Genomic DNA, 22,844 nt, shown 5'->3' with positions numbered 1-22,844 from the left:
CTTCTGTACGATAAGGAAACAATCGTTGCTACTGTCGTAGCATCGTGTTTCCTATATCTCCGTCAGACGCGGTCCAGTTTGTACGGCTCTTACGGATTCATGAAGCTTTTGATATAATAATGGAATATGTTGGCGTTTTTTAGTATAATATAGCGGATGAAAGGGGGATACATAGTGTCGAATAAAGAAAAGCAGGGTGGTTTCTTTTATAATATGAAAAAAAGAGCGGAAGAGGCTTCTACTGTTAGAAAAATTGTATCCATAATAATTATCGCAATGGTACTCATATTAATTATTGGTGGAATTTCAGGATATTTATATATTAATAGTTCTTTAAAACCTGTTGACCCTGATAGTGATGAAGAAATTGCTGTAGAAATTCCTATGGGCTCTTCTACTTCAGTGATTGCTAATACGCTAGAAGAGAATGGCATTATAAAAGATGCAAGAGTTTTTCGTTTCTACACGAAGTTCAATAATATTACTGAATTTCAAGCGGGAGAATATACTTTTACACCATCCATGGATTTTAATGAAATTATTGAGTCACTGCAAACAGGTAGAGTTGTTATGGAAGCAACGCATAGAATAACAATTCCCGAAGGTTTATCAGTGGACCAGATTGCAGAGATTTATAGTGAGAACTTAAGCTTTACAAAAGAAGAATTTCTTGAAAGAATTAACGATGAAGCATATATAGAAGAATTAATTGAAAAGTATCCGGATATATTAACGGAAGAAATATTACAAGAAGATTTACGAACGCCATTAGAAGGATATTTATTTGCGTCTACCTATGATTTTTATGAAGAGGACCCAAGTATTGATACTATTATCGAAAAAATGCTTCAACAAACGCAAACCGTATATAATCGTTATCGTGAACAGGTGGAATCAACAGAATTTACGATACATGAAGCAATTACCTTTGCGAGTATTATTGAAAAAGAAACAGCAACAGAAGAACAGCGTCCACAAATTGCGGGAGTTTTTTACAATCGCATAGAGAATGAAATGAAATTACAAACGGATCCTACAGTCATCTATGCACTAGGTGAACATCAGGAAGTAGTTACATTTGAAGATTTAGAGATAGAGTCACCTTATAACACCTATCTTGTTGAAGGACTTCCTGTAGGACCTATTTCTAACTTTGCGGAAAACTCATTAAAAGCCGTAGTCGAACCAGAGGAATCTGACTACTTATATTTCCTTCATGATTCAGAAGGAAATCTCCATTTCGCAGAGGATTTTGAACAGCATGTGGAAAATAGAGAAGAATATATTAATTAAACGGAGTTGTGGAGAGAATATCTTCACATTCCGTTTTCATTTAGATGAGAGGGAAGACAATGGATGATACGATATTAGATTATTTGGCAGGTTTAACTCCTAATTCTCCTGAATGGGCAGACCAACTTGAAATTGTTGCAGAAGAAAACAATATACCTATTATGGATAGAACGAGTATGCATTTTGTACAAGTATTGTTACAAATCCACCAACCCAAACGGATTCTAGAGGTTGGGACAGCGATAGGTTATTCGGCATTAAGAATGCAAGATAATACCCAAGCTTCCATCGTCACGATTGAAAAAGATGAAAAACGTTACCGTGATGCCGTTGAAAATATTAACAATTTGAACAAAGATGATTGCATAAAGGTGATTCATGGAGACGCTTTGGAAGAAATGAGCAGATTGAAGGAAAATAATGAGAGGTTTGATACGATCTTTATTGATGCAGCAAAAGGTCAATACGGCAAGTTTTTAGAACTGGCCGATTTAATGGTGGGTAATGGTGGATTAGTCATAACAGATAACGTATTATTTAGAGGGTACGTAGCAGCACCAGAGGAGACACCTAAACGTTTTCGTAGTATGGTAAAAAAATTACGGGAATATAATGAAAAACTAATGAACCATCCACATTATCAAACATCGATCTTACCAATTGGTGATGGTGTAGCAATTAGTTATAAGCTAGAAGAAGGAAATTAGGAGGAGCAAGGCATGACAAAGCAAAAACCAGTTGTAATTGGAGTAGCAGGAGGAAGTGGATCAGGAAAAACATCTGTGACTCGCTCCATTTGTCAACGATTTACAGAAACATCGATTTTGGTAATCGAGCAGGATTATTATTATAAAGATCAAAGTCACTTACCATTCGAGGAAAGATTAAATACCAATTATGATCATCCATTGGCGTTTGATAATGATTTATTAATAGAACATTTACAGCAATTAATGCATAATGAACCAATTGAAAAACCTGTATATGATTATAAAATTCATACTCGGTCAAAAGACGTTATTCATGTAGAACCAAAAGAAGTTATTATTGTAGAAGGTATATTAATACTTGAAGATCCACGCTTAGTTGATTTAATGGATATTAAGGTTTATGTTGATACGGATGCAGATTTACGAATAATTCGCCGCTTAATGCGAGATATCAAAGAGCGCGGTAGGACGTTAGATTCTGTAATCGATCAATATATCCAGAATGTTCGCCCATCACACCTGCAATTTATTGAACCAACAAAGCGTTATGCCGATATAATCATACCTGAAGGTGGACAAAATCATGTCGCAATTGATATCATGGCTTCTAAAATAGAAAAAATATTATCTAGAGGGTTATAATTAACGGTAAGAAATATTGAAAATTAATAATAAATCTGCCATAGTAGTCTTTAGTATATTGTAAATGTTTCCAGCATAAGTTGTAAGACTTATTTATTTGGAAAGTGAAAAGAAGGAGTGTAGAGAGATGACAGTTGAAAAAAGTTATTACATGACACAAGAGGGAAAAGATAAATTAGAGGAAGAATTACATTATTTAAAAACAGATCGTAGACAAGAAGTCGTAGAGCGTATAAAAGTTGCTCGTGACTTTGGCGATCTATCGGAGAATTCGGAGTATGATGCTGCGAAAGATGAACAGGCATTTGTAGAGCAACGTATTACGCAAGTTGAAAAAATGATTCGTAATGCTGTAATTATAGAAAATGATAATGATAATCCTAATATTGTATCACTTGGTAAATCCGTTTCTTTTGTGGAGTTACCTGATGGTGATGAAGAAACCTATACAATTGTAGGAAGTGCTGAGGCAGATCCGTTTGAAGGAAAAATATCCAACGATTCCCCAATGGCAACAAGCTTATTAGGAAAAGAAATTGGTGAAGAAGTAACCGTAACAACTCCAGGTGGAGATATAGATGTTCGAATTACAAATGTAGAGTAAGTTTAAATGCCTGTAGAGTGACATACTTTATAGGCATTTCATTTTTGAAGTAAAACCAATTAAAAATGAATAATGTAACCTGAAAATCCCTGTTAGAAACGAATGATATAGAGTATGGTTACCGTTGTGATATTTCCATACAAATTAGTTGTCACTACGATAATACGGTAGTATGCTACAATTATAAAGATGGGGAGGGAATCTGATGAGTCGTGATATGAATCAAACGAGATCGGATAAATTTGAAAAAAGAAGAAAAAGTACAAAAGCTATAACGATTGGTATAATTGCTGCTAGTATACTAGTTATAATTCTCCTCGGAATATGGGTGTTTGGTGGTAGTGGAGGAAAAGAACAAAATGCTAATGAGAATGAAAATTCATCATCAGATGAAGACTCTGATTTCCTTATTACGGAACCAGATGAAGAAGAGGAAGAAAATAATAATTCTACAGACAACGAAGAAAATGGACAAGATGAACAAAATAATGATAATAACGAACAAGAAAATGAAAATGAGCAAAATGAAGATAATGAACAAAACAACAATGTAGAAACAGAATCAGTAGAACCATCGGATGAAAATGTCTCAGACGCATATACAGGCAATTGGGATCCAATTGGTACAGAACAAGAAGGTCCACATACAACAACGTATGATGATGGTTCGCAGGATCGAATTGAAATTAAAGAAGCAACTTCAATGGTAACGGGAATTGATGCGGACAACATGGTAGAATGGCTTGTTGAAAATGGTGGCGATCAAAAAGTAATTGCGACCGTTTCAGATAAGGATGAAACACAAACGTTTCGTGTATACCTTCAATGGGTTGATGGTGAAGGTTGGCAGCCTACCAAAGTAGAAGAGTTAATTGAGAATGATAAAAAATAGTTTTTGGGGGTCACTATGACAATAGGAATTATTGGAGCAATGGACGAAGAGATTGCACTTTTAAAACAACAAATGAAAGATATGGAAGAATTAGAGGTAGCAGGTTGCTACTTTTATACAGGGCATCTACATGACAAGAGTGTCGTATTACTATTATCGGGTATCGGAAAAGTAAATGCTGCTATGGCTACAACAATTCTACATGAGCGATTTTCCCCATCTATGATTATAAATACTGGTTCTGCAGGTGGGTTTGCTAGCGATTTACAAGTAGGAGACGTAGTAATTTCTGAAGAAGTATTGCATCATGATGTGGACGCAACAGCGTTTGATTATGTATATGGACAAGTTCCTGGTATGCCTGCAACGTATAAAGCAGATCAACGACTAGTTGAATTGTCCTCTGAAGTTATGAAGGATATAGAAATTAACTCAAGAATCGGTGTTATTGCAACAGGTGATTCATTTATGCAACGAAAGGATCAAACGGATATTGTTAAACAACGATTTCCAGGTATGCTAGCGTTAGAGATGGAAGCAGCCTCTATCGCACAAGTATGTTATAGATACAATACGCCTTTTGTTATTACTCGTGCATTATCTGATATTGCAGGACAAGAATCCTCTGTATCGTTTGATCAGTTTTTACAGACAGCTGGTAAAAATGCCGCTCAATTAATTATAAATATGGTAAAAAAAATATAATTTAATAAACACTACAAAACGCAGCCAAATAATCTCAATTAATTTGGCTGCGTTTTGCATTTTACATAAAATGTGTTTATGCAGTGATACTTAAAAAATTGAAAACCTCGATAGCGAGCAAATCATTACCTAGTCGCACTTACGTTGCATAAAAATGCATGATCCGACAGCGTTCTCTTTTAATTGTCTCTTTCCTTCCGATAATACTCATGAAATACTTTCATTAATGCCCTTTTTTCAATTCTTGATACATAACTTCTAGATATGTTTAATTTCTTAGCAATCTCACGTTGAGTCATTTCTTCTCGATCATTTAACCCATAACGATAAACAATGACTTCCCGTTCTCGTTTATCCAATACAGAAAAATACTTCTGCATTTTTGATATCTCCATATTTAACTGAATATACTCAATTACATTTTCATTCTCTGCTTCTAAAATATCAATCAAACTGATTTCATTTCCTTCTTTGTCTTGGCCAATTGGGTCATGAAGGGAGACATCTTTCTTAACCTTCTTTAAGGCACGCAAATGCATTAAAATCTCATTCTCAATGCATCGAGCAGCGTATGTGGCTAATTTAGTACCCTTATCAGTAGAAAAGCTTTCTACGCCTTTAATTAGACCAATTGTACCGATGGATATTAAATCCTCCATATCCTCACCAGTGTTTTCGAATTTTTTTACAATGTGTGCAACAAGACGAAGATTATGTTCAATGAGTTTGTTTCTTGCGACCTCGTCACCTTCTTGCATAAGTTGGAGATATTTAGATTCTTTATCTGGGGGGAGGGGCTGCGGAAAAGAATGATTCTTTACATAAGATACAAAAAACAATGCCTCTTTAATAATAAGGCCAAGTACGGATAATATACCGGACAAACGCGATCACCTCCTAAAACTGTAGCATATGTGTCAAAGTAGCTAGGTATTAGCCTATGTAACACTTTATGAGTGAAGAAGTGAAATCGTGTCTGTCCATATAAAATCGATGCATTAAAAAAAATCTACGCTAAAGAGTTCCTTGGTTAACGGGAATTAGCCAGAGTAATATTGGATATAAAACCTCTAAAGAAATTCATTCATATATTTGGAAATAATTCATTACTGCATTCAAGTGCAATAGTAGCATCATTATGAGCTACCTTCTTATTTTTAATAATCTGGTATGGCTCTTTTCCTTTCCCTGCAATTAAAATAATATCGTTGGGAGAAGAATAATTTATTGCCTCACGAATAGCTTCTTTTCGATTTTCAAGACACGTATATTGATGATGTAACATTCCGTTTTCAAGGTCTTGTAATATATTATTCGGATCTTCATGTCTTGGATCATTAATCGTTAATATAACATAATCTGCGACAGATGCAGCTTTGGCTAATAACGGACGTATACTTTTGTCTCTATCACCACCTGTTCCTACAACAACAATTAATTTGTTTTGTTTAAAAGGAAGTAAACTATTAATTGCCTTTGTTAGTGCATCTGGAGTATGAGCATAGTCAATATAGATATGTCTATTTCCACTACTTTCTAATTTTTCCATTCTTCCAGGTGGGGTAGGAGTCCCTTCAATTGATTTAACTAAATCTGTTAAAGGAATTGATTCTTTTACATAAACGGATGCGATCGCTGCTAAAACATTATAAACATTAAACTCTCCCATAAGCTTTGTTTGTACTTGAAAGCTTCCCTCTGGTGTTAATAGTTCAAATGAAGTTCTGTCTTTATAATATTTTATAGCGGTAGCCCTGAAATCAGCCTGTTCATAAATTCCATACGAAACGATTTGTACAGGCGTTCGTTTCTGAAAATATTCGTACCAATTATCATCTCGATTTAACACTGCAATTTTTTGTTTATTAGGTTGAATTGCTAGCGAACTAAATAATTGCACCTTGGTAGCAGCATATTCTTCCATACTACCATGATAATCCAAATGTTCATGGGACAGGTTGGTGAAGGTAGCAACGGTAAAATCAATCCCCCATAGACGGCCTTGTTCTAATCCATGTGAAGATACTTCCATTGCCACATGTGTCACACCTTGATTTTTTGCTTCATATAGCATATGTTGATTTGTTAAAACATCACTTGTTGTATTATTACTGCTAGAATAGATATCTTTATTTATCTGGAATCCATTCGTTCCAATCAGGGCAGTAGAAAGTTCATTATCCGTTAATAAATGATTAATAATGGTTGTCACTGTAGTTTTTCCATTTGTTCCTGTAACACCGTATATCGTTAAATTATGAGATGGATGTTTATAAAAAGTAGCAGCAAGTGTTGCTATAGCTTTATTTGTATCGGGAACTATAATTAAAGTCGCTTTATTTGTATCGAGATTAACTTCTCTTTCTGCTACAATACACGTTGCACCATTCTCTACAGCCTCGGCTACAAAATTATGTCCATCTACAGTAAAGCCACTTATACAAATAAATAAGGAGTTATCGTCCACTTGACGAGAATTGTGTGAAATTGAGGAAATAGTATTAGGTAATTTACCTATTTGTTGTTTTATTTTTAAGGATGAAATAAGTTCATAAGTATTCAAGGTGATGTCTCCTTATTTTTAAGTTATCATATTTAAGTTGTTAGTAATATTTCCAATTTCCATATTTATTAATCTGAAAAATATAGAAAAAAGAATCCAATTTTATCAATTGGATTCTTTTGTGTGTTCTTTATACATATCCGCAAGATCATTGGTAGTTGTATTATCTGATAATTTAACTCCTGTTCGATATGCAGATCTTGTAATCATTAAACTTGCTAATGGGGCTGTCATAAATAGAAAAATTATCGCTAAAAGTATTTTTGCATTCATTGTACCATGAGATAAGAAATGAATAAACACTGCTAACATAATTGACATTACTCCAAGAGTCGCACTTTTTCCTGCTGCATGTGTACGGGAATATACATCAGGTAGACGCAATACTCCAATAGCGGAGACAACCGTAAAGAATAAACCAATTATTACCAATAACACTACGACTGTATCAATCCCCTGGCTCAATAACAGCACCCCTTTCTAAGAATTTTGATAGGGCGAAGGTACCAACAAAAGCTAGTATGCTTAACAGAAGTACAACATCCGAATAAACGATTGTATCTTGTTTTATCATGATAATACCAATAAAACCTACAAGCGTTACGCCAATCGCATCTAAAGCTAAAATTCGATCAGGAATGGAAGGACCAATGATTACACGTATAAATAACAAAGCAAGCGTTATTGCCATGATTACTAATGCAATCGTAAGAATCGTATTCATCATTACTTTGTCACCTCCATAATCGCTCGTTCGAATGTATTCTGTACATCACGAATCACTTCTTCTCGATCTGGAACATCAATGGCGTGTACATAGATAGTCTTACTATCTGGTGAAAAATCCATTGAAACGGTACCAGGAGTTAAAGTAATTAAAGCAGCAAGCAATGAAATTTCTAAATTGGTCTCTAGTTTTGTTTCAACAGCAACGATTCCTGGTTCATTGTTAAGTTTTGGGCTTAATACTATACGTACAACATCTATATTTGCTTTAATTAACTCCTTTAAAAATAAGAAAATTAATTTAATAGCTGCCCAAACTCTTTTAAAATAAAACTCGCTTTTAAGAAATCGTCTGATGAAAAACAACAATAATATACCAATAAGGTAACCTACTACGAAAGTAATTGCGGTATAATCATTCTGTAAAAACATCCATAAAAATGCAATTAATACATTTAATAAAATTTGAAAAGGCATAATCACTACTCCTTAAGGACAGATTCAATATAATTTGAAGGATCCATAATCTGTTCAGCAACATCTAATGAGTAAGTGAAGATTGGCTCAGCTGCGAATCCTAAAATTATCGTTAATGCAACTAATGGTACCACTGGTAACAATAATTTACCGATAGGGATATTTGCTTGTTCTTCTGTATGCTTTTGCTTACCCCAAAAGGCATAACTGAATATTTTCATCATCGAAAATAGTGTTAATAAACCTACAAGTAATGCTACTCCAGAAATCACATATTGTCCTTCTTCAAAACCTGCCAAGATGATCGGGAATTTACTGAAGAATCCACTTAAAGGAGGTATTCCAGCTAATGAGACAGCGGTAATAAAGAACATCCATGCTAGGGCAGGATGACTTCCAAGTAGTCCTCCCATTTTCTTTAAATCAGTTGTTCCTGTTATTTTCTCTGTTACACCAGCGAATAAGAATAATGCAGTTTTTACAATCATATGATGTGCTATATAATAGATAGCGCCCGCCATAGCTAATGGCGTGAAGATTCCTAGTCCCATAACCATATATCCAACCTGACTAATAATATGGTAGGAAAGGATACGTTTGAAATCAAATTGAGATACAGCTCCTAACACGCCAAATAACATTGTAAAACCAGCGATGGTGACAATAATTCCTTTATGAGTGAATCCAGGATCATGATTGAAAATAACTGTAAAAGTGCGAATGATCGCATATATCCCGACCTTGGTAAGTAATCCACCAAATAATGCTGCAATTGCAGCTGGAGGACCAAAATAGGATTTTGGTAACCAAAAATAAAGAGGGAATAGGGCACCTTTTGAAGCAAATACAATAAATAAGAGGATAGCTACCACATTTAATGCACCTGCTTGGTCAAGTTCTGCAACTCTTTCTCCTATATGAGCCATATTCATTGTACCAGTAATAGAGTAAATCCACGCAATTGCTACTATAAATAACCCGGAAGCAAAAACATTGATAATCACATATTTAAATGATTCTCGTAACTGATAGCCTGTACCACCATGGACAATTAATCCGTATGAGGCAATTAACATTACCTCAAAAAATACAAATAAATTAAATAGATCACCGGTTAAAAATGCTCCATTTACACCGATTAGTAAAAAGAAATAAAGTGGATAGAAATAATACTTTTCTCTATCCGGACTTATTGTTTTAAAAGCAAAGAATAAACATACCGCTCCAACAAGGGTAGCGAGTAATACCATAAATGTTGACAGTAAGTCAGCAACTAGCACAATACCGAATGGGGCATCCCAATTACCTAGTTCTAATACTAGAGTACCATGTTGGTATGCATAAATAGCAAGATATATAGCTAGAGCTAATAATATAATTATGGAAATACTACTAATTATACGCTGTACTTTATGGTGCTTTGCAAACATTAATAATATAGCACCTATTATAAATGGTATTATAATCGGCAAAATAACTAAATTACTCATCAGCAGAACCCCTTAACTCTTCTAAATCATCCGTTTGATGCACTTTATATGTGCGATATGCCATAACAAGCAATAGAGAAGTTACTGCAAAACTAATAACAATTGCTGTTAGTACTAATGCTTGTGGAAGGGCATCTGCATAGGCATCAGATTCAAAACTTAAAATTGGTGCAATACCTCTTTGTAATCCAGACATGGTTAGAAGAAGTAAGTGTACACCATGTGAAAGTATTACACTTGCTACAGCTACACGGAGTAGACTTCTGGACATGAATAAATAGATACTGACACTGAATACTATTCCAATGATGATTGACATCAATAGTTCCATTAATTATCATCCTCCGCGATTGTTAATATTATCGTTAATGCACTACCTACAACGACAAAATATACACCTAAATCAAATGGTAGTGCTGTAGTCAATTCTACTTCCCCTAAAAGGGGGATATGAAAATAGTCAAAGAATTGAGTTAGATAAGGAAATCCAAAGAGCATGGATACCACACCGGTTAAACTTGCAAATAGCAATCCAATTCCAATAATCTTAACAAAGTCAATTGGTATGGATTTACGAATTGTTTTCATATCGAACGCTAAATAAAGAATCAAAATGGCGCTGGCGGTCATCAAACCACCTATAAATCCCCCTCCAGGACTATTATGTCCGGCTAACAGTAGGTAGATGGAGAACGCAAGTATTATAAAAATTAACATACGAGCAAAAGTTTGTAACATAACATCATTCGGTTTTACTTGTTTCATACATCTTCACTCCCTTTGAAACGGAGTTTTATAAGGCTGATTATTGATAAAACAGCTACCCCTACAACAAGAATCTCCAACATAGTATCTAAACCACGAAAATCAACTAGAATGACATTTACAATATTGTATCCTCCTGCGAGTTCTTTTGAGAATTCAGTGAAGTACTCGGAAATAGATGGCATTCCAGCTGTACTACCCATTGAAAATGCACTTAATGATACAAGTGTTATCATTACTCCAAACGAAATTGAAATAATAAGCTTTATCGCATGTATACCTTTGCTTGTTTTTTCTTTTTTCAATTTAGGTAAGTGGTAAAAAGCAAGCATGAAAAGAATTACAGTAACAGTTTCAACAAGTAATTGGGTTAGTGCTAAATCGGGTGCACGGAATACAACAAAAAATAGAGCTACAATATATCCGGTTACTCCTGTAAGGATAATCAATCCAAGACGATTATTGATAAATGGTACTGCAATAACAGAACCAATAAATACGATAGCAACTATCCAGATAAATGGTTCGATTGGGGAAAGTTCCATCGTGTTAAACGAAGGAAGATTAAACTTATACATCGTATATCCTATAAGAAGAATCATAAATCCACACATATAGATAAAATAGTCCCGAAGTCGCCCGGTCATTTGAATGCGTGTTATCCATTGCGATCCTTTAATTAATCCGTCATAACCATAGTCATAGGCATAATTAAAGATGTCTCTTTCACCAAGGTAAAAAGCAGTTTTCTGCCATTTACTCATTGACAGGTATAAAATTACTCCAAGAACGATCACACCAATTGTCATAAAGAGTTCTGGTATAAAACCATGCCAATGTGTAATGTGAACATTGAAAAACTCACCTGGGTTTAAAATTCCTGGCAAAATACCAGCCATCGCAGGCTCTATTAACGAATAAGCTAATACATTTGGGAATAGACCAAATAAAATAACTAGAATTCCTAAAATAACAGGACTTATTAGCATTCCAATTGGAGCTTCATGTACATGGTCTACTTTTAGTTTGCTTCCATCAAATTTACCAGTAAATGTACGGAAGAACATAATCATACAGTATAAGAAAGTAAAAACGCTAGCGATCCAAGCGACAATAGGTATGATATATCCCATTGTTTCTAGATTAAATATACCGTATTCCGTTGCATTCAACATACCTGTAAAGAACAATTCTTTACTTAAGAACCCATTGAATGGTGGTAATCCAGCCATTGAAGCTAATCCAACTAGAGAGACAGTTGCTGTAATAGGCATAATGGTCATTAAACCACCGAGATTTCTTATATCTCTTGTACCAGTTTCATGATCAATGATACCTACAGCCATAAATAAGCTTCCTTTGAAGGTAGCATGGTTAATTAAGTGAAATACTGCTGCTAAAATAGCAGTAGTATATAATGCATTATTACCATCTTGGAAGTAGAATGCAGCAGAACCGACGCCAAGTAAACTCATAATTAAGCCTAATTGACTAATAGTCGAAAAGGCTAATATACCTTTTAAATCTTTTTGACGAACAGCGGATATAGATCCCCACGCCAATGTAGTTAGTCCAGCAATTGTAATTATCCAGAACCACTCAGGGCTTCCTCCGAACACACCTGTTAATCGAGCGACAAGGTAAATCCCCGCTTTTACCATTGTAGCGGAGTGAAGATAAGCACTAACTGGGGTTGGAGCTTCCATTGCATCTGGTAGCCAGATATGAAAAGGAAACTGAGCAGATTTTGTAAATGCACCTAATAATACAAGAATCATTGCAGGTAGAAATAGTGAACTTGCCATAACAATATCTGCATTTGCAATTAATTCACGAATACTGAATGTACCAGCGATTACATATAAAAGGGAGAATCCTCCAAGCATCGACAAACCACCAAATACAGTGATATACATTGATTTTTGAGCACCGTATATTGATTTTTCTCTGCCATACCAATAACTAATTAACAAGGACGAAGCAATACTAGTTACTTCCCAAAACACATAGATAACTATTAGGTTATCGGATAAAACGACTCCTAACATTGCTCCCATAAACATTAAGAGATATACATAAAAATTGTTCAGCTTCTCTTTAATATCTGAGAGATAAAATATGGAATAAAGTACAACTAATGTACCAATCCCAGTAATTAATAAAGCAAATAATAGACTAAGACCATCTATGTATAAATTAAAATTGATACCAAGGGAAGGTACCCATGCAAGATGTTCAGAAATTACATTTCCTTCTCTAGTACTTGATAAAAACGAAAGAAAATAGATAAATAAAGTAAAAGGCAAGAGTAAAACAAACCAGCCAGTATGCACTTTCCTTACATATTTATACAAAAACGGAATAAGAATGGCTATCAAAAAGGGGGATAGAGTAGCCCAATGTAAAACTGTCAAAGATAATTCCTCCTTTTCTAACATAAAAAGCATATTTTTTTATTTAGTTATCTTTTGGTTTTTTAATTAAGATTCCACAATGGAAAGAAATCATCCATACTGAATTTAAAATTCCTTGTATTTAAGTTACATACAATATCTCTGTTGTGATAACTATATAGATGCTGAACTATTTAACAGTATAACCTATAAGAGAAGTGCATGCATGTATAAAGTATGCAAAAAAACTAGCTTTAACTTTTTATATTAAATAGGAAAAAACAGCCTCAAATTTCAAAAAAAAGTCAAAAAAAAGGACCTTCAAAAGTGAAATTTGAAGATCGCTTGCTTGTTTTAGACAAAATTAAACAGTATTTTTGATTTTGTGAGAAAGACAACGTTTATGAATTTCCTCTTCAAATAAAGAAAGAAAGTCAGGACTTAACTGTAATTCGCATGCTGTATAATAGGATTCAAGCAGTAATTCATCTGATAAATTTTCCATAATACAGCCTCCTCCTACCCTTCATCTGTCTTAAAGTTATTAATAATTTAACACGTAATTTCACGTTGGACAAGGTTGAAGTTATCTACATCAGTATGTAGATAACTTGTGTATAAAGATATAAATAACTTCTGTAATATCCGTTATATAAACTTTTATAATGTTAGTAAAGTTATCCACAGAATCGATATTAGTAGTAATTTGTCGAACGATTCTTCTGATTATATTGACAATGAAGTGATGAATTCCAATTAATCTGCATACAATTATAGTTTTATTATGGTTATTGCTTTAAAAAACCTAGTAAGATGTAATAGGATTAGTTATAATGAGATATTGCATTAGTGATAAGATGGAAGAACATGAGGTGTGAAGATGTTATCTAGATTTTTACCAAATGAACATGTGAAAAGTATATTTGACTTGCAACCTTCAACATTAAAAAAACGTGGTATTAAAGGGATCATAACTGATTTAGACAATACCTTAGTTGCTTGGGATGTTAAGGATGCTACTCCTGAGGTTGTTAGATGGTTTCAAGAAATGCGTGAAAATGATATTAAAGTAACGATAATTTCAAATAATAACCAAGAGAGAGTACAAGTATTTTCTGAGCCTTTAGAAACCCCGTTTGTTTATAGTGCAAGAAAACCATTGAGTAAAGCATTTAAAACAGTAGCTAAAGAAATGGAGTTATCTAAGGAGGAAATCGTGGTTGTAGGGGATCAACTTTTAACAGATGTTTTAGGAGGAAATTTTGCAGGATTTTATACTGTATTAGTTGTACCTATTGTAGAGACCGATGGGAAAATTACAAGAATAAACCGTACGATCGAACGCAGAATTCTGAATTATATGCGTCGTAAAGGAAAAATAAGCTGGGAGGAATAATTTTGGAGCAATTGATTTGCCAAGGCTGTGGAGCAGAGATACAAACTTCTGAGGAATCTGAAGTAGGTTATGCGCCGCCAAGTTCTTTAAATAAGGAAATAGTATTGTGTAAACGATGCTTTCGTTTAAAACATTATAATGAGATTCAAGATGTAAATATATCGGATGATGATTTTTTACAAATGGTAAGTTCTATTCGTGATACAGATGGATTAATCGTACATCTTATCGATATTTTCGATGTGGACGGAACATTATTAAAAAGTTTACCAAGAATTACGGGTGCCAATCCAATACTTCTCGTTGGTAATAAATTAGATCTTCTTCCAAAGTCAACGAATGTAAATAAGCTGAAAAATTGGTTGCAACGGGAAGCTAGTCAGTTAGGAATAAAAGTAAAAGATATTGCGTTTATTTCTTCAAAAAAAGGAACGGGGATTGATTCACTAAAACAATTAATCGAGACATATAGAGGTAAAAAGGATGTATTTATTGTTGGTACAACAAATGTTGGTAAGTCTACATTTATAAATAAGTTGATTGAACAATCAACAGGGGAAGCAAATGCGATTACTACTTCATATTTTCCAGGGACAACATTAGGCTTTATTGAAATTCCTTTGGATGAACGTAATGTTTTAGTAGATACACCTGGAATTGTAAATAAACAGCAAATGGCTCATTACGTTTCAGATAAAGATTTAAAGACAATTACACCTAATAAAGAGATTAAAGCAAGAGTGTATCAATTACAGGATCAACAAACCTTATTTATAGGAGGTTTAGCTCGTTTAGATTTTCTAAAAGGGGAAAAACAGTCATTTGTATGCTATTTTTCTAACGAGTTATCCATTCATCGAACGAAACTGGAAAAAGCAGATGCGCTTTATGAAGATCATTTAGGAGCGTTATTGTCGCCCCCAGATTCTGAATCAGTGAATAATCTACCTGAATTTGTGGGTAAAACGTTTAAATTAAATGATGAGAAAACGGATATTGTATTTCCGGGATTAGGGTGGATCAGTGTGCAAGGAAAAGGAGCAACTGTACAAGCTCATACTTGGAAAGGCATTTCTATTACTGTACGCAAGTCACTTATTTAAGATGTGGGAGGGGAGAACGTTGACGTTATCTTTAAAATTGATTGGTTATCCAATAGAACATTCAATGTCACCATGGATTCATAATGAATTTCTAAAACGTTCAAATCTTGAAGGTACGTATGAACTTTTTGAAATAAGCCCGGAAGAAAGCTTTGAAGATAATGTAACAACACTCAAAAAATCTGTCTTGACGGGTTTTAATGTTACGGTACCTTATAAACAAAAGATTATGCAATTCTTAGATGAAGTTGATGATACAGCAAATTTAATGGGGGCAGTAAATACGGTATCTATTAGAGACGGGAAATGGATTGGATATAATACAGATGGTATAGGTTATTTACGATCTTTATATGCAGCATATCCTTTCTTAAAGGGAGTAACGAATAAGCGTGTATTAATCCTTGGAGCTGGTGGAGCGGCGCGTGGTATTTTCCATGCCCTAGTAAATGAAGGCTATAATAATATTAAAATTGCTAACCGGACTTTAAGCCGAGCTGAATCAATAATTGGAACAAATAAACAAGCTTTAGCAATCAGTTTGGAAGAAGCTGCAGAAGAGTTACATCAATTTGATTTAGTTATTCAAACGTCTGCCGTTGGAATGAATGAACCACGCTCGATTATTATATTAGACAGGATTAATGAAGATACGGTTGTTAGTGATATCGTATATCAACCGTTAGAAACCCATTTTCTGCAATTAGCAAAACAACGCACTCCCTATATTCACCATGGACACACTATGTTGTTATATCAAGCACAAGCAGCTTTTGAAATATGGACAGGAACAAATGTCAATGTATCCGGAATGGATATGCAAATCGAACAAATATTGAAAGGAAGATAATAATGCTAACAGGAAAACAAAGAAGATTTTTACGAGCTCAAGCAAATCAACTTAAACCTATTTTTCAAGTCGGGAAAGATGGGGTTAATGATAATATGGTTATACAAATAGAGGAAGCGCTCGAAAAAAGAGAGTTAATTAAAGTTAGTGTTCTTCAAAATTGCATGGAGGACAAGGACGTAGTTGCTGAGCAAATCTCGACTTCAGCTAATGCTGAGCTTGTACAAGTAATTGGGAATAATATCGTATTATATAAAGAGTCAGTTGAAAATAAACAGATTAGGTTACCATAACAGAATTACAGAAGGTGATTAATATTGAGGGAAATAGGTATCCTTGGTGGCACTTTTGACCCTCCGCATCTGGGTCATTTATTGATAGCGGAAGAAGTTAGAAGAGCTAAAGAATTAGATGAGATCTGGTTTATTCCTACGAATACACCTCCTCATAAGGAGGACACGACTACAAGTGCAGACCATCGGACATCGATGATACAATTAGCAATTGATAGTCATCCGTCTTTTAAGTTAAATGATATGGAATTAAAAAGGGAAGGGAAATCATATACGTATGATACGATCCAGGAATTAACAGACTTGTATCCTTCTCATACTTTCTATTTTATTATTGGCGGAGATATGGTGGAGTTTTTACCTAAATGGCATCGGATAGATGAATTATTGGAAATGATAACATTTATTGGTGTGAGCCGTCCGGGCTATTCATTGCAAACATCTTATCCTGTTGATTTTGTAGATATTCCTACTATCCAATTATCCTCTACAATTTTACGTGAAAGATTACAAAATAGGGAGTGGATTCGATATCTACTACCCGATTCTGTTATGCAATATGTGAGGGAGCATCAGTTATATGGATTTGGACGTAATTAAACAAGATGTGCAAGCTCAGTTAACAGAGCATAGATTTGCACATACTCTAAGAGTCGTGGATACTGCTGTTGAGTTATCCAAACGATTTAATGAGTCTATTCGTAATGCGGAACTAGCGGCTATTTTTCATGATTATGCAAAGTACTATAATCAATCGACAATGAAGCAGATTATTATAGAAACCGATCTCCCTAATGACTTGTTAAATTATCATCATGAATTATGGCATGGACCGGTAGCGTCGCATATTATAAAAGAAAAATATGGGGTAGAGACCACAGATGTACTAAATGCAATAAAATATCACACGACTGGCAGAGCAAATATGTCTCAGTTAGAAAAAATTATCTTTTTAGCAGATTATATTGAACCAGGCAGACAATTCCCTGGAGTGGAAGAAGTCCGTAAGTTAGCACAAGAAGATTTGACTAAAGCTTGTTGGATGGCAGCTAAGAATACGACGATGTATTTAATATCGAAGAATAATACGATATATCCTGATAGCATTCATGCCTATAATGACTTGCGAAATCAAATTAATGGAGGAATTTAAATGGATAAACAAGAGTTGATAAAACATGTTGCAGAAGCATGTGATGATAAACGTGCAGAAAATATTGTTGCATTAGATATGAATGAGGTATCTCTAGTTGCAGACTATTTTCTAATTTGTCATGGAAGTAATGAGCGACAAGTTCAGGCAATTGCTCGAGCTGTTAAAGAAACGGTTGAAGAAAAAGGGTTAAGTATAAAACGAATAGAAGGATTTGATCAGGCTCGCTGGGTGTTAGTTGATATTGGAGATATAGTATGCCACGTTTTCCATAAAGATGAACGCTACTATTATAACTTGGAAAAACTATGGGGAGATGCAAATCAAATCCCGCTACATTTAGGACAGGAACGCTAATGTATGGTATATAGTAAAATGGCCACTCTTTATGATCGGTTAATGGTCGATGCACCATATGATGATTGGGTAGCAGTTATTCAAGAGGTGATTGGATCAAATACGGACCGTCAAATTAAGTCGATTGTGGACTTTGGATGTGGTACGGGAGTAATTACAAGAAAACTTGCTGTTCAAGGCTATGATATAACAGGAATTGATGTATCTAACGACATGCTAGAACTTGCAAAAAAAGAGTCAGATCCTTCTCTTTCTATTAATTGGTTACAACAAGATATAACTAAATTAAGTAATATTCCATATATGGATATGGCTATCAGCTGTTGTGATGTTGTAAATTATATTGTAAATCCTAGCGATTTAACTGATTTCTTTGATTCAGTATACCGTTCACTAAATAATAATGGACTATTTCTTTTTGACGTTCACAGTTTGCAAAATGTTGAAGAAAACTATATGAATAATACGTTTGCGGATGTAACAGAAACGGCTGCTTATATTTGGTACTGCCAACCAAGTGATCAAGAGGGAGAGATGTTCCATGAATTAACCCTCTTTGAAGAGAATCAATCGGGGAAATATGAACGTTATACTGAAACACATCACCAACGGACATTTTCAGTTGAATATTATAAAAAATTACTTGGTAATTCAGGATTCAATAATATCGAAGTTTTCGCTGATTTTTCCTTTGAAAGCAAAAATCATATTCAAGAAGGGGAAAGAATCTTCTTTTTGGCTAAAAAAAATGGATAACTTTTATGTTTTTAATGAAGGTAGTTAAAGAAGGAGAAATGAGATATTTGTCGAATTGATATATATCTTATAAGGTCAGTTTCAGAAGGAGGTGAAATTCTGTTGTTAAATCTTCTGAAAAAATCCTCGTTTTTCTTGCTTGCAGGATTAGCTGTTTTCTTCTTTGTGGTATTTACTAAAAAGCAAGATTCCTCTGCAGAACTCCCTATCGATACAAAGGATACCGATGAACTATTTCAAGATGATACTAATTCTGAATCAACAGTGGATAATGAACAATCTTTAGTTGTGGATGTAAAAGGTGCAGTTCAAAGCCCTGGAGTCTACACAGTTGAACAAGATGATCGTATTCACGATGTGATTGAATTAGCTGGTGGATTTAGTAAGAATGCTGATCAATCTCAAGTTAATTTAGCTCAACTTGTACAAGATGAAATGATTATTGCAGTTCCAGAGCAAGGTGAACAAGAAACTAATATAAGTTCAGGCATTAATGATTCAAATGATAAAATACGAATAAATTACGCATCAGTCCAAGAAATAGAACAATTACCGGGTATCGGCCCAAGTAAGGCAGAAACAATTTTTCAATACCGTGAGGAAAATGGATTGTTTCGTGAATTAGAGGACTTATTAAATATTTCTGGTATTGGCGAAAAAACCATTGAATCATTAAGAGATTATATTCAAATTCCATAGAGAGAAAAAGCTTTTATAGCAGTGTAATAAAAGGAGACGAGTCTGAGATGGAGAGAATTTCATGGGATCAATATTTTATGGCGCAAAGCCATTTACTATCACTAAGAAGTACTTGTACAAGACTTGAAGTAGGAGCTACTATTGTACGGGATAAGCGAATTATAGCTGGAGGATATAATGGTAGCGTTACTGGAAGTGTACATTGCACAGATGAAGGTTGTTATGTCATTGACGGCCATTGTGTCCGTACAGTTCATGCAGAAGCAAATGCGTTATTGCAATGTGCTAAATTTGGCGTGCCAACTGAAGGTGCAGACGTGTACGTTACTCATTTCCCTTGTTTACAATGCACCAAGCAATTAATTCAAAGTGGGATAAGAACTGTTTATTATGCTGAAGACTATCATAATCATCCATATGCAATGGAATTATTTACTGAAGCAGGAGTTAAAACAGTTAAAGTCCCGCTCCATCAGTTATCAATTGATGTAAATGTGGAAGAAAAAGCACAATTTATTCAAGAGATAATTGCTAAAATTGATGAAGTATCAGGGAATGATACGGAAATCTCCCGTATTAAAGAAAAAGCAGAGCGCCTATTTAAGTAGGTACATATCGATGAAAGGGTATTGGTATTATGCTGCGATAACAACAGGGGCAGCTATTCTTTTTGTTATTACTAGAGCAGAATGGCTGCCGCTGTTAATTATTCTTTGGTTAATTTGGTTAAAGACGCGTAAGGGATTACCCACTTTACCTTTTATAATTTCAATAATTTCTTTCTGTTTTTTTATATTCTATATCCCTGAGGTTGAAGAAGGGGTCGAGAAGGAAGACTTCCAACACCAATCGTCACCATTAACTGGTAGCATTAATGGATCGGTCGTCATAACAGAAGACTATATGCAATTTCAGTTGGATGGATCACAATCTGAATCGAATGTTAACTTTTTGGTTATGTACTTTTTTGACCAATCTCCACGATCACAAGCATTATTCGTTAAGAATAACGAATTATTACATGGTGCCACATGTACAATTTATACCTCTCACGAATCTATAGAAAAACCACCATCGAGTACTAACCCTGCCCAATTTAATTATCAACAATTTCTTCTTCAAAAAGATATTCACTATCAAATCATTATGGAAGATGTAGACCAACTACACTGTACAAATCCGAAACCATTAAGTCATATATATTTGTTACGCCATCAACTTATTGATTACGTGAAAGGAAGGTGGAGTGATGAAACTGTTACATGGTTAACCTCTATTGTATTTGGTGATGATTCTATGATGGATGAACCTACGGAAGAATTATTTCAACGATGGAGTTTATCTCATATCATTGCAATCTCAGGATCAAATATCACTTTAATAATTACAATTGTGTTCTTATTACTAGTAAAAGGAAATATTGTTACAAAAGAAAGGGCGCAAACGCTTTTAATTTTATTTTTACCTTTTTATGGGATATTAGCCGGCGGGGAGCCTTCGGTTTGGAGAGCAGTTTGGATGATTACGATATTGCTTATCGTACAAAAGTTTAAAAAGAAATTTCTGTATATAGATATATTTAGTTTTGTATTTATGTCATTAATTCTTTTTGATCCTTACGTTATATATGAACTGGGATTTCAATTTTCCTTTGCGGTCACCTTTGGCATTCTTCTATCCGCCAAATGGATAACTCATTCAACCTCAACTCTATGGAATATAGTCCAGATCAGTTTTGTATCTCAAATGGCTATCCTCCCACTACAATTACATTATTTTTATATTTTTCAACCACTATCGATTCTACTCAATGTCATTATTATTCCTTACTTCACCTTTTTGGTCATACCATTTATGTATATTGCTACGTTATTTTCTTTCTTTCCAAAGCATTTGCTTCTCATTTTAGATAATTCTTTTCAATGGATTCATTCTATCGTAGTAGCTTTTCTAGTATGGGTTGACACTTATTTGTCATTTCCTTTGCTTATGAGCGGGTTATCTATTGCGGCGGTATTTGCTTATTATATTTTTTTCTTTCGATTTATGTATGAACTAGAGCTAAAAAGAATGAAGATGGCATTTTTATCAGGAGTACTTTTTTGCCTACCTGTAATCATTGGAGCATTGAAACCATATGTAAGTGACGAAGGAATTGTTACAATGTTTGACATTGGACAAGGAGATGCCATCTTAATTGAGACTCCGTACAGACAAGACACAATTTTATTGGATGCAGGATCAACCTTTGATTTTGAAAGTATGGAGGCAAATAGAGGTGTATATAAACAAATATTACGTCCTTATTTTTATTCCAGGGGGATAACGCATTTGGATGCAATTATATTGACACATGAAGACTTGGATCATATTGGAAGTCTGGAGTATATTTTAGAAGAAGTAACCGTTGATACAATTTTGGTCAGTTCATTTTTTGATGATCAGATAATCAATGATATTCAGTCTTTATTTCCAAAGCAAATTATTAAAAGAATTGAAGCAGGGCAGATAATCAAAGCCGATTTTACTAATTTTTATGTTCTTTCTCCAACTAGTGATCATCAGACGGTAAATGATAATTCATTAGTAATGTATGCTGATTTAGGGGGCAAATGGCTTTTTACTGGAGATATAGGAAGCGGAGTAGAAAAGTCATTATTAAATAATCATCCAGAAATGAATATCGATATTCTAAAAATTGCTCATCATGGAAGTGATACGTCCAGTGATAGTGAATTTATTGAAAAAATAGATCCTGATTTTGGATTGATATCGGTAGGTAGAAATAATCGATATGGTCATCCCGCGGTTGAAGTAATTGAAACAATGGAATCAAAAAGCATTGATATTCTACGTACAGATATGCATGGTGCCATCCAATATTTTTTTTCAAATAATCAAGGAACATTTTTAATACATTTGCCATAAACTATCTTTGTAAAGAAAATAAAAAAGAAGAGATGCTATAATCCCTTCC

The 22,844-nt window shown here is 34.3% G+C and carries 27 protein-coding genes; 17 read left to right on the top strand and 10 right to left on the bottom strand.

Annotation, left to right across the window (positions count from 1 at the left end):
* The first annotated feature begins 174 nt into the window (after positions 1-174).
* From mltG to mtnN, 6 genes are all read left to right on the top strand, one after another.
* Positions 175-1,293: an endolytic transglycosylase MltG gene (gene mltG / locus OB_RS10330; protein WP_011066401.1), complete on the top strand. Its 1,119-nt coding sequence runs from the start codon at positions 175-177 to the stop codon at positions 1,291-1,293.
* Between the two features lie 44 nt (positions 1,294-1,337).
* Positions 1,338-2,000: an O-methyltransferase gene (locus tag OB_RS10325; protein ID WP_231846938.1), complete on the top strand. Its 663-nt coding sequence runs from the start codon at positions 1,338-1,340 to the stop codon at positions 1,998-2,000.
* 12 nt (positions 2,001-2,012) lie between these two features.
* Entirely contained in the window at positions 2,013-2,645 is a 633-nt protein-coding gene (gene udk, locus OB_RS10320) for a uridine kinase (protein WP_011066399.1), read from the top strand.
* 127 nt (positions 2,646-2,772) lie between these two features.
* Complete coding sequence (greA, locus tag OB_RS10315; RefSeq protein WP_011066398.1) at positions 2,773-3,249, top strand: transcription elongation factor GreA; 477 nt, start codon at positions 2,773-2,775, stop codon at positions 3,247-3,249.
* Positions 3,250-3,454: 205 nt separating this feature from the next.
* Positions 3,455-4,141, top strand: a complete 687-nt coding sequence (locus OB_RS10310; RefSeq protein ID WP_011066397.1) for a YrrS family protein — start codon at positions 3,455-3,457, stop codon at positions 4,139-4,141.
* 15 nt (positions 4,142-4,156) lie between these two features.
* The gene (gene mtnN / locus OB_RS10305; RefSeq protein ID WP_011066396.1) at positions 4,157-4,846 is read left to right on the top strand and encodes a 5'-methylthioadenosine/S-adenosylhomocysteine nucleosidase; all 690 of its coding nucleotides are present in this window, start codon (positions 4,157-4,159) and stop codon (positions 4,844-4,846) included.
* Between the two features lie 179 nt (positions 4,847-5,025).
* Here the strand turns inward: mtnN and sigK are convergent, their stop codons facing one another.
* From sigK to OB_RS10255, 10 genes are all read right to left on the bottom strand, one after another.
* A complete protein-coding gene (sigK, locus tag OB_RS10300; RefSeq protein WP_011066395.1) occupies positions 5,026-5,730 on the bottom strand; it encodes an RNA polymerase sporulation sigma factor SigK in 705 nt (234 codons plus the stop codon).
* Positions 5,731-5,930: 200 nt separating this feature from the next.
* Positions 5,931-7,409, bottom strand: coding sequence for a UDP-N-acetylmuramoyl-L-alanyl-D-glutamate--2,6-diaminopimelate ligase (locus tag OB_RS10295; RefSeq protein ID WP_011066394.1), 1,479 nt, complete (start codon positions 7,407-7,409; stop codon positions 5,931-5,933).
* 105 nt (positions 7,410-7,514) lie between these two features.
* Entirely contained in the window at positions 7,515-7,874 is a 360-nt protein-coding gene (gene mnhG, locus OB_RS10290) for a monovalent cation/H(+) antiporter subunit G (RefSeq protein ID WP_011066393.1), read from the bottom strand.
* Entirely contained in the window at positions 7,858-8,136 is a 279-nt protein-coding gene (locus tag OB_RS10285) for a Na(+)/H(+) antiporter subunit F1 (protein ID WP_011066392.1), read from the bottom strand. Before OB_RS10285 ends, mnhG begins: the two co-directional genes overlap by 17 nt.
* On the bottom strand, positions 8,136-8,612 hold the full coding sequence (locus tag OB_RS10280; RefSeq protein ID WP_011066391.1) for a Na+/H+ antiporter subunit E: 477 nt from the start codon (positions 8,610-8,612) through the stop codon (positions 8,136-8,138). Before OB_RS10280 ends, OB_RS10285 begins: the two co-directional genes overlap by 1 nt.
* A gap of 5 nt (positions 8,613-8,617) precedes the next feature.
* Positions 8,618-10,102: a Na+/H+ antiporter subunit D gene (locus OB_RS10275; RefSeq protein WP_011066390.1), complete on the bottom strand. Its 1,485-nt coding sequence runs from the start codon at positions 10,100-10,102 to the stop codon at positions 8,618-8,620.
* Complete coding sequence (locus tag OB_RS10270) at positions 10,095-10,433, bottom strand: Na(+)/H(+) antiporter subunit C (protein ID WP_011066389.1); 339 nt, start codon at positions 10,431-10,433, stop codon at positions 10,095-10,097. The genes OB_RS10275 and OB_RS10270 overlap by 8 nt, the downstream gene beginning before the upstream one ends.
* On the bottom strand, positions 10,433-10,867 hold the full coding sequence (locus OB_RS10265; protein WP_011066388.1) for a Na(+)/H(+) antiporter subunit B: 435 nt from the start codon (positions 10,865-10,867) through the stop codon (positions 10,433-10,435). The genes OB_RS10270 and OB_RS10265 overlap by 1 nt, the downstream gene beginning before the upstream one ends.
* The gene (locus OB_RS10260; protein ID WP_011066387.1) at positions 10,864-13,281 is read right to left on the bottom strand and encodes a Na+/H+ antiporter subunit A; all 2,418 of its coding nucleotides are present in this window, start codon (positions 13,279-13,281) and stop codon (positions 10,864-10,866) included. The genes OB_RS10265 and OB_RS10260 overlap by 4 nt, the downstream gene beginning before the upstream one ends.
* A gap of 343 nt (positions 13,282-13,624) precedes the next feature.
* Positions 13,625-13,765 (bottom strand): sporulation histidine kinase inhibitor Sda, encoded by a 141-nt coding sequence (locus OB_RS10255; RefSeq protein ID WP_017797104.1) that lies wholly within the window; start codon positions 13,763-13,765, stop codon positions 13,625-13,627.
* Between the two features lie 375 nt (positions 13,766-14,140).
* Here OB_RS10255 and OB_RS10250 point away from each other — a divergent pair, with 375 nt between their 5' ends.
* The 11 genes from OB_RS10250 to OB_RS10200 all read left to right on the top strand — a co-directional run bounded on the left by OB_RS10250 (position 14,141) and on the right by OB_RS10200 (position 22,795).
* Positions 14,141-14,656, top strand: a complete 516-nt coding sequence (locus tag OB_RS10250; RefSeq protein WP_011066386.1) for a YqeG family HAD IIIA-type phosphatase — start codon at positions 14,141-14,143, stop codon at positions 14,654-14,656.
* A 2-nt stretch (positions 14,657-14,658) separates the two neighbouring features.
* Positions 14,659-15,759: a ribosome biogenesis GTPase YqeH gene (gene yqeH / locus OB_RS10245; protein WP_011066385.1), complete on the top strand. Its 1,101-nt coding sequence runs from the start codon at positions 14,659-14,661 to the stop codon at positions 15,757-15,759.
* Between the two features lie 19 nt (positions 15,760-15,778).
* The gene (aroE, locus tag OB_RS10240) at positions 15,779-16,609 is read left to right on the top strand and encodes a shikimate dehydrogenase (protein ID WP_011066384.1); all 831 of its coding nucleotides are present in this window, start codon (positions 15,779-15,781) and stop codon (positions 16,607-16,609) included.
* 2 nt (positions 16,610-16,611) lie between these two features.
* Positions 16,612-16,902 (top strand): ribosome assembly RNA-binding protein YhbY, encoded by a 291-nt coding sequence (gene yhbY, locus OB_RS10235; protein WP_011066383.1) that lies wholly within the window; start codon positions 16,612-16,614, stop codon positions 16,900-16,902.
* 24 nt (positions 16,903-16,926) lie between these two features.
* Positions 16,927-17,502, top strand: a complete 576-nt coding sequence (locus tag OB_RS10230) for a nicotinate-nucleotide adenylyltransferase (RefSeq protein WP_011066382.1) — start codon at positions 16,927-16,929, stop codon at positions 17,500-17,502.
* Positions 17,483-18,055, top strand: a complete 573-nt coding sequence (gene yqeK, locus OB_RS10225; RefSeq protein WP_011066381.1) for a bis(5'-nucleosyl)-tetraphosphatase (symmetrical) YqeK — start codon at positions 17,483-17,485, stop codon at positions 18,053-18,055. Before OB_RS10230 ends, yqeK begins: the two co-directional genes overlap by 20 nt.
* The gene (rsfS, locus tag OB_RS10220; protein WP_011066380.1) at positions 18,056-18,412 is read left to right on the top strand and encodes a ribosome silencing factor; all 357 of its coding nucleotides are present in this window, start codon (positions 18,056-18,058) and stop codon (positions 18,410-18,412) included. It abuts the gene before it with no gap.
* A gap of 3 nt (positions 18,413-18,415) precedes the next feature.
* Positions 18,416-19,168 (top strand): class I SAM-dependent DNA methyltransferase, encoded by a 753-nt coding sequence (locus OB_RS10215; protein ID WP_011066379.1) that lies wholly within the window; start codon positions 18,416-18,418, stop codon positions 19,166-19,168.
* 102 nt (positions 19,169-19,270) lie between these two features.
* A complete protein-coding gene (locus tag OB_RS10210) occupies positions 19,271-19,867 on the top strand; it encodes a helix-hairpin-helix domain-containing protein (protein ID WP_011066378.1) in 597 nt (198 codons plus the stop codon).
* 47 nt (positions 19,868-19,914) lie between these two features.
* On the top strand, positions 19,915-20,475 hold the full coding sequence (locus OB_RS10205; RefSeq protein WP_011066377.1) for a ComE operon protein 2: 561 nt from the start codon (positions 19,915-19,917) through the stop codon (positions 20,473-20,475).
* Positions 20,476-20,485: 10 nt separating this feature from the next.
* Positions 20,486-22,795 carry a DNA internalization-related competence protein ComEC/Rec2 gene (locus OB_RS10200; RefSeq protein WP_011066376.1) on the top strand — a complete coding sequence of 770 codons (2,310 nt, stop codon included), beginning with the start codon at positions 20,486-20,488 and terminating at the stop codon, positions 22,793-22,795.
* Positions 22,796-22,844 lie beyond the last annotated feature (49 nt).

The sequence above is a fragment of the Oceanobacillus iheyensis HTE831 genome (assembly GCF_000011245.1).
Classification (GTDB): Bacteria; Bacillota; Bacilli; order Bacillales; family Amphibacillaceae; genus Oceanobacillus; species Oceanobacillus iheyensis.
The sequence above is the reverse complement of the archived record's forward strand: the minus strand, read 5'-3'. Positions and strand labels throughout refer to the sequence as shown.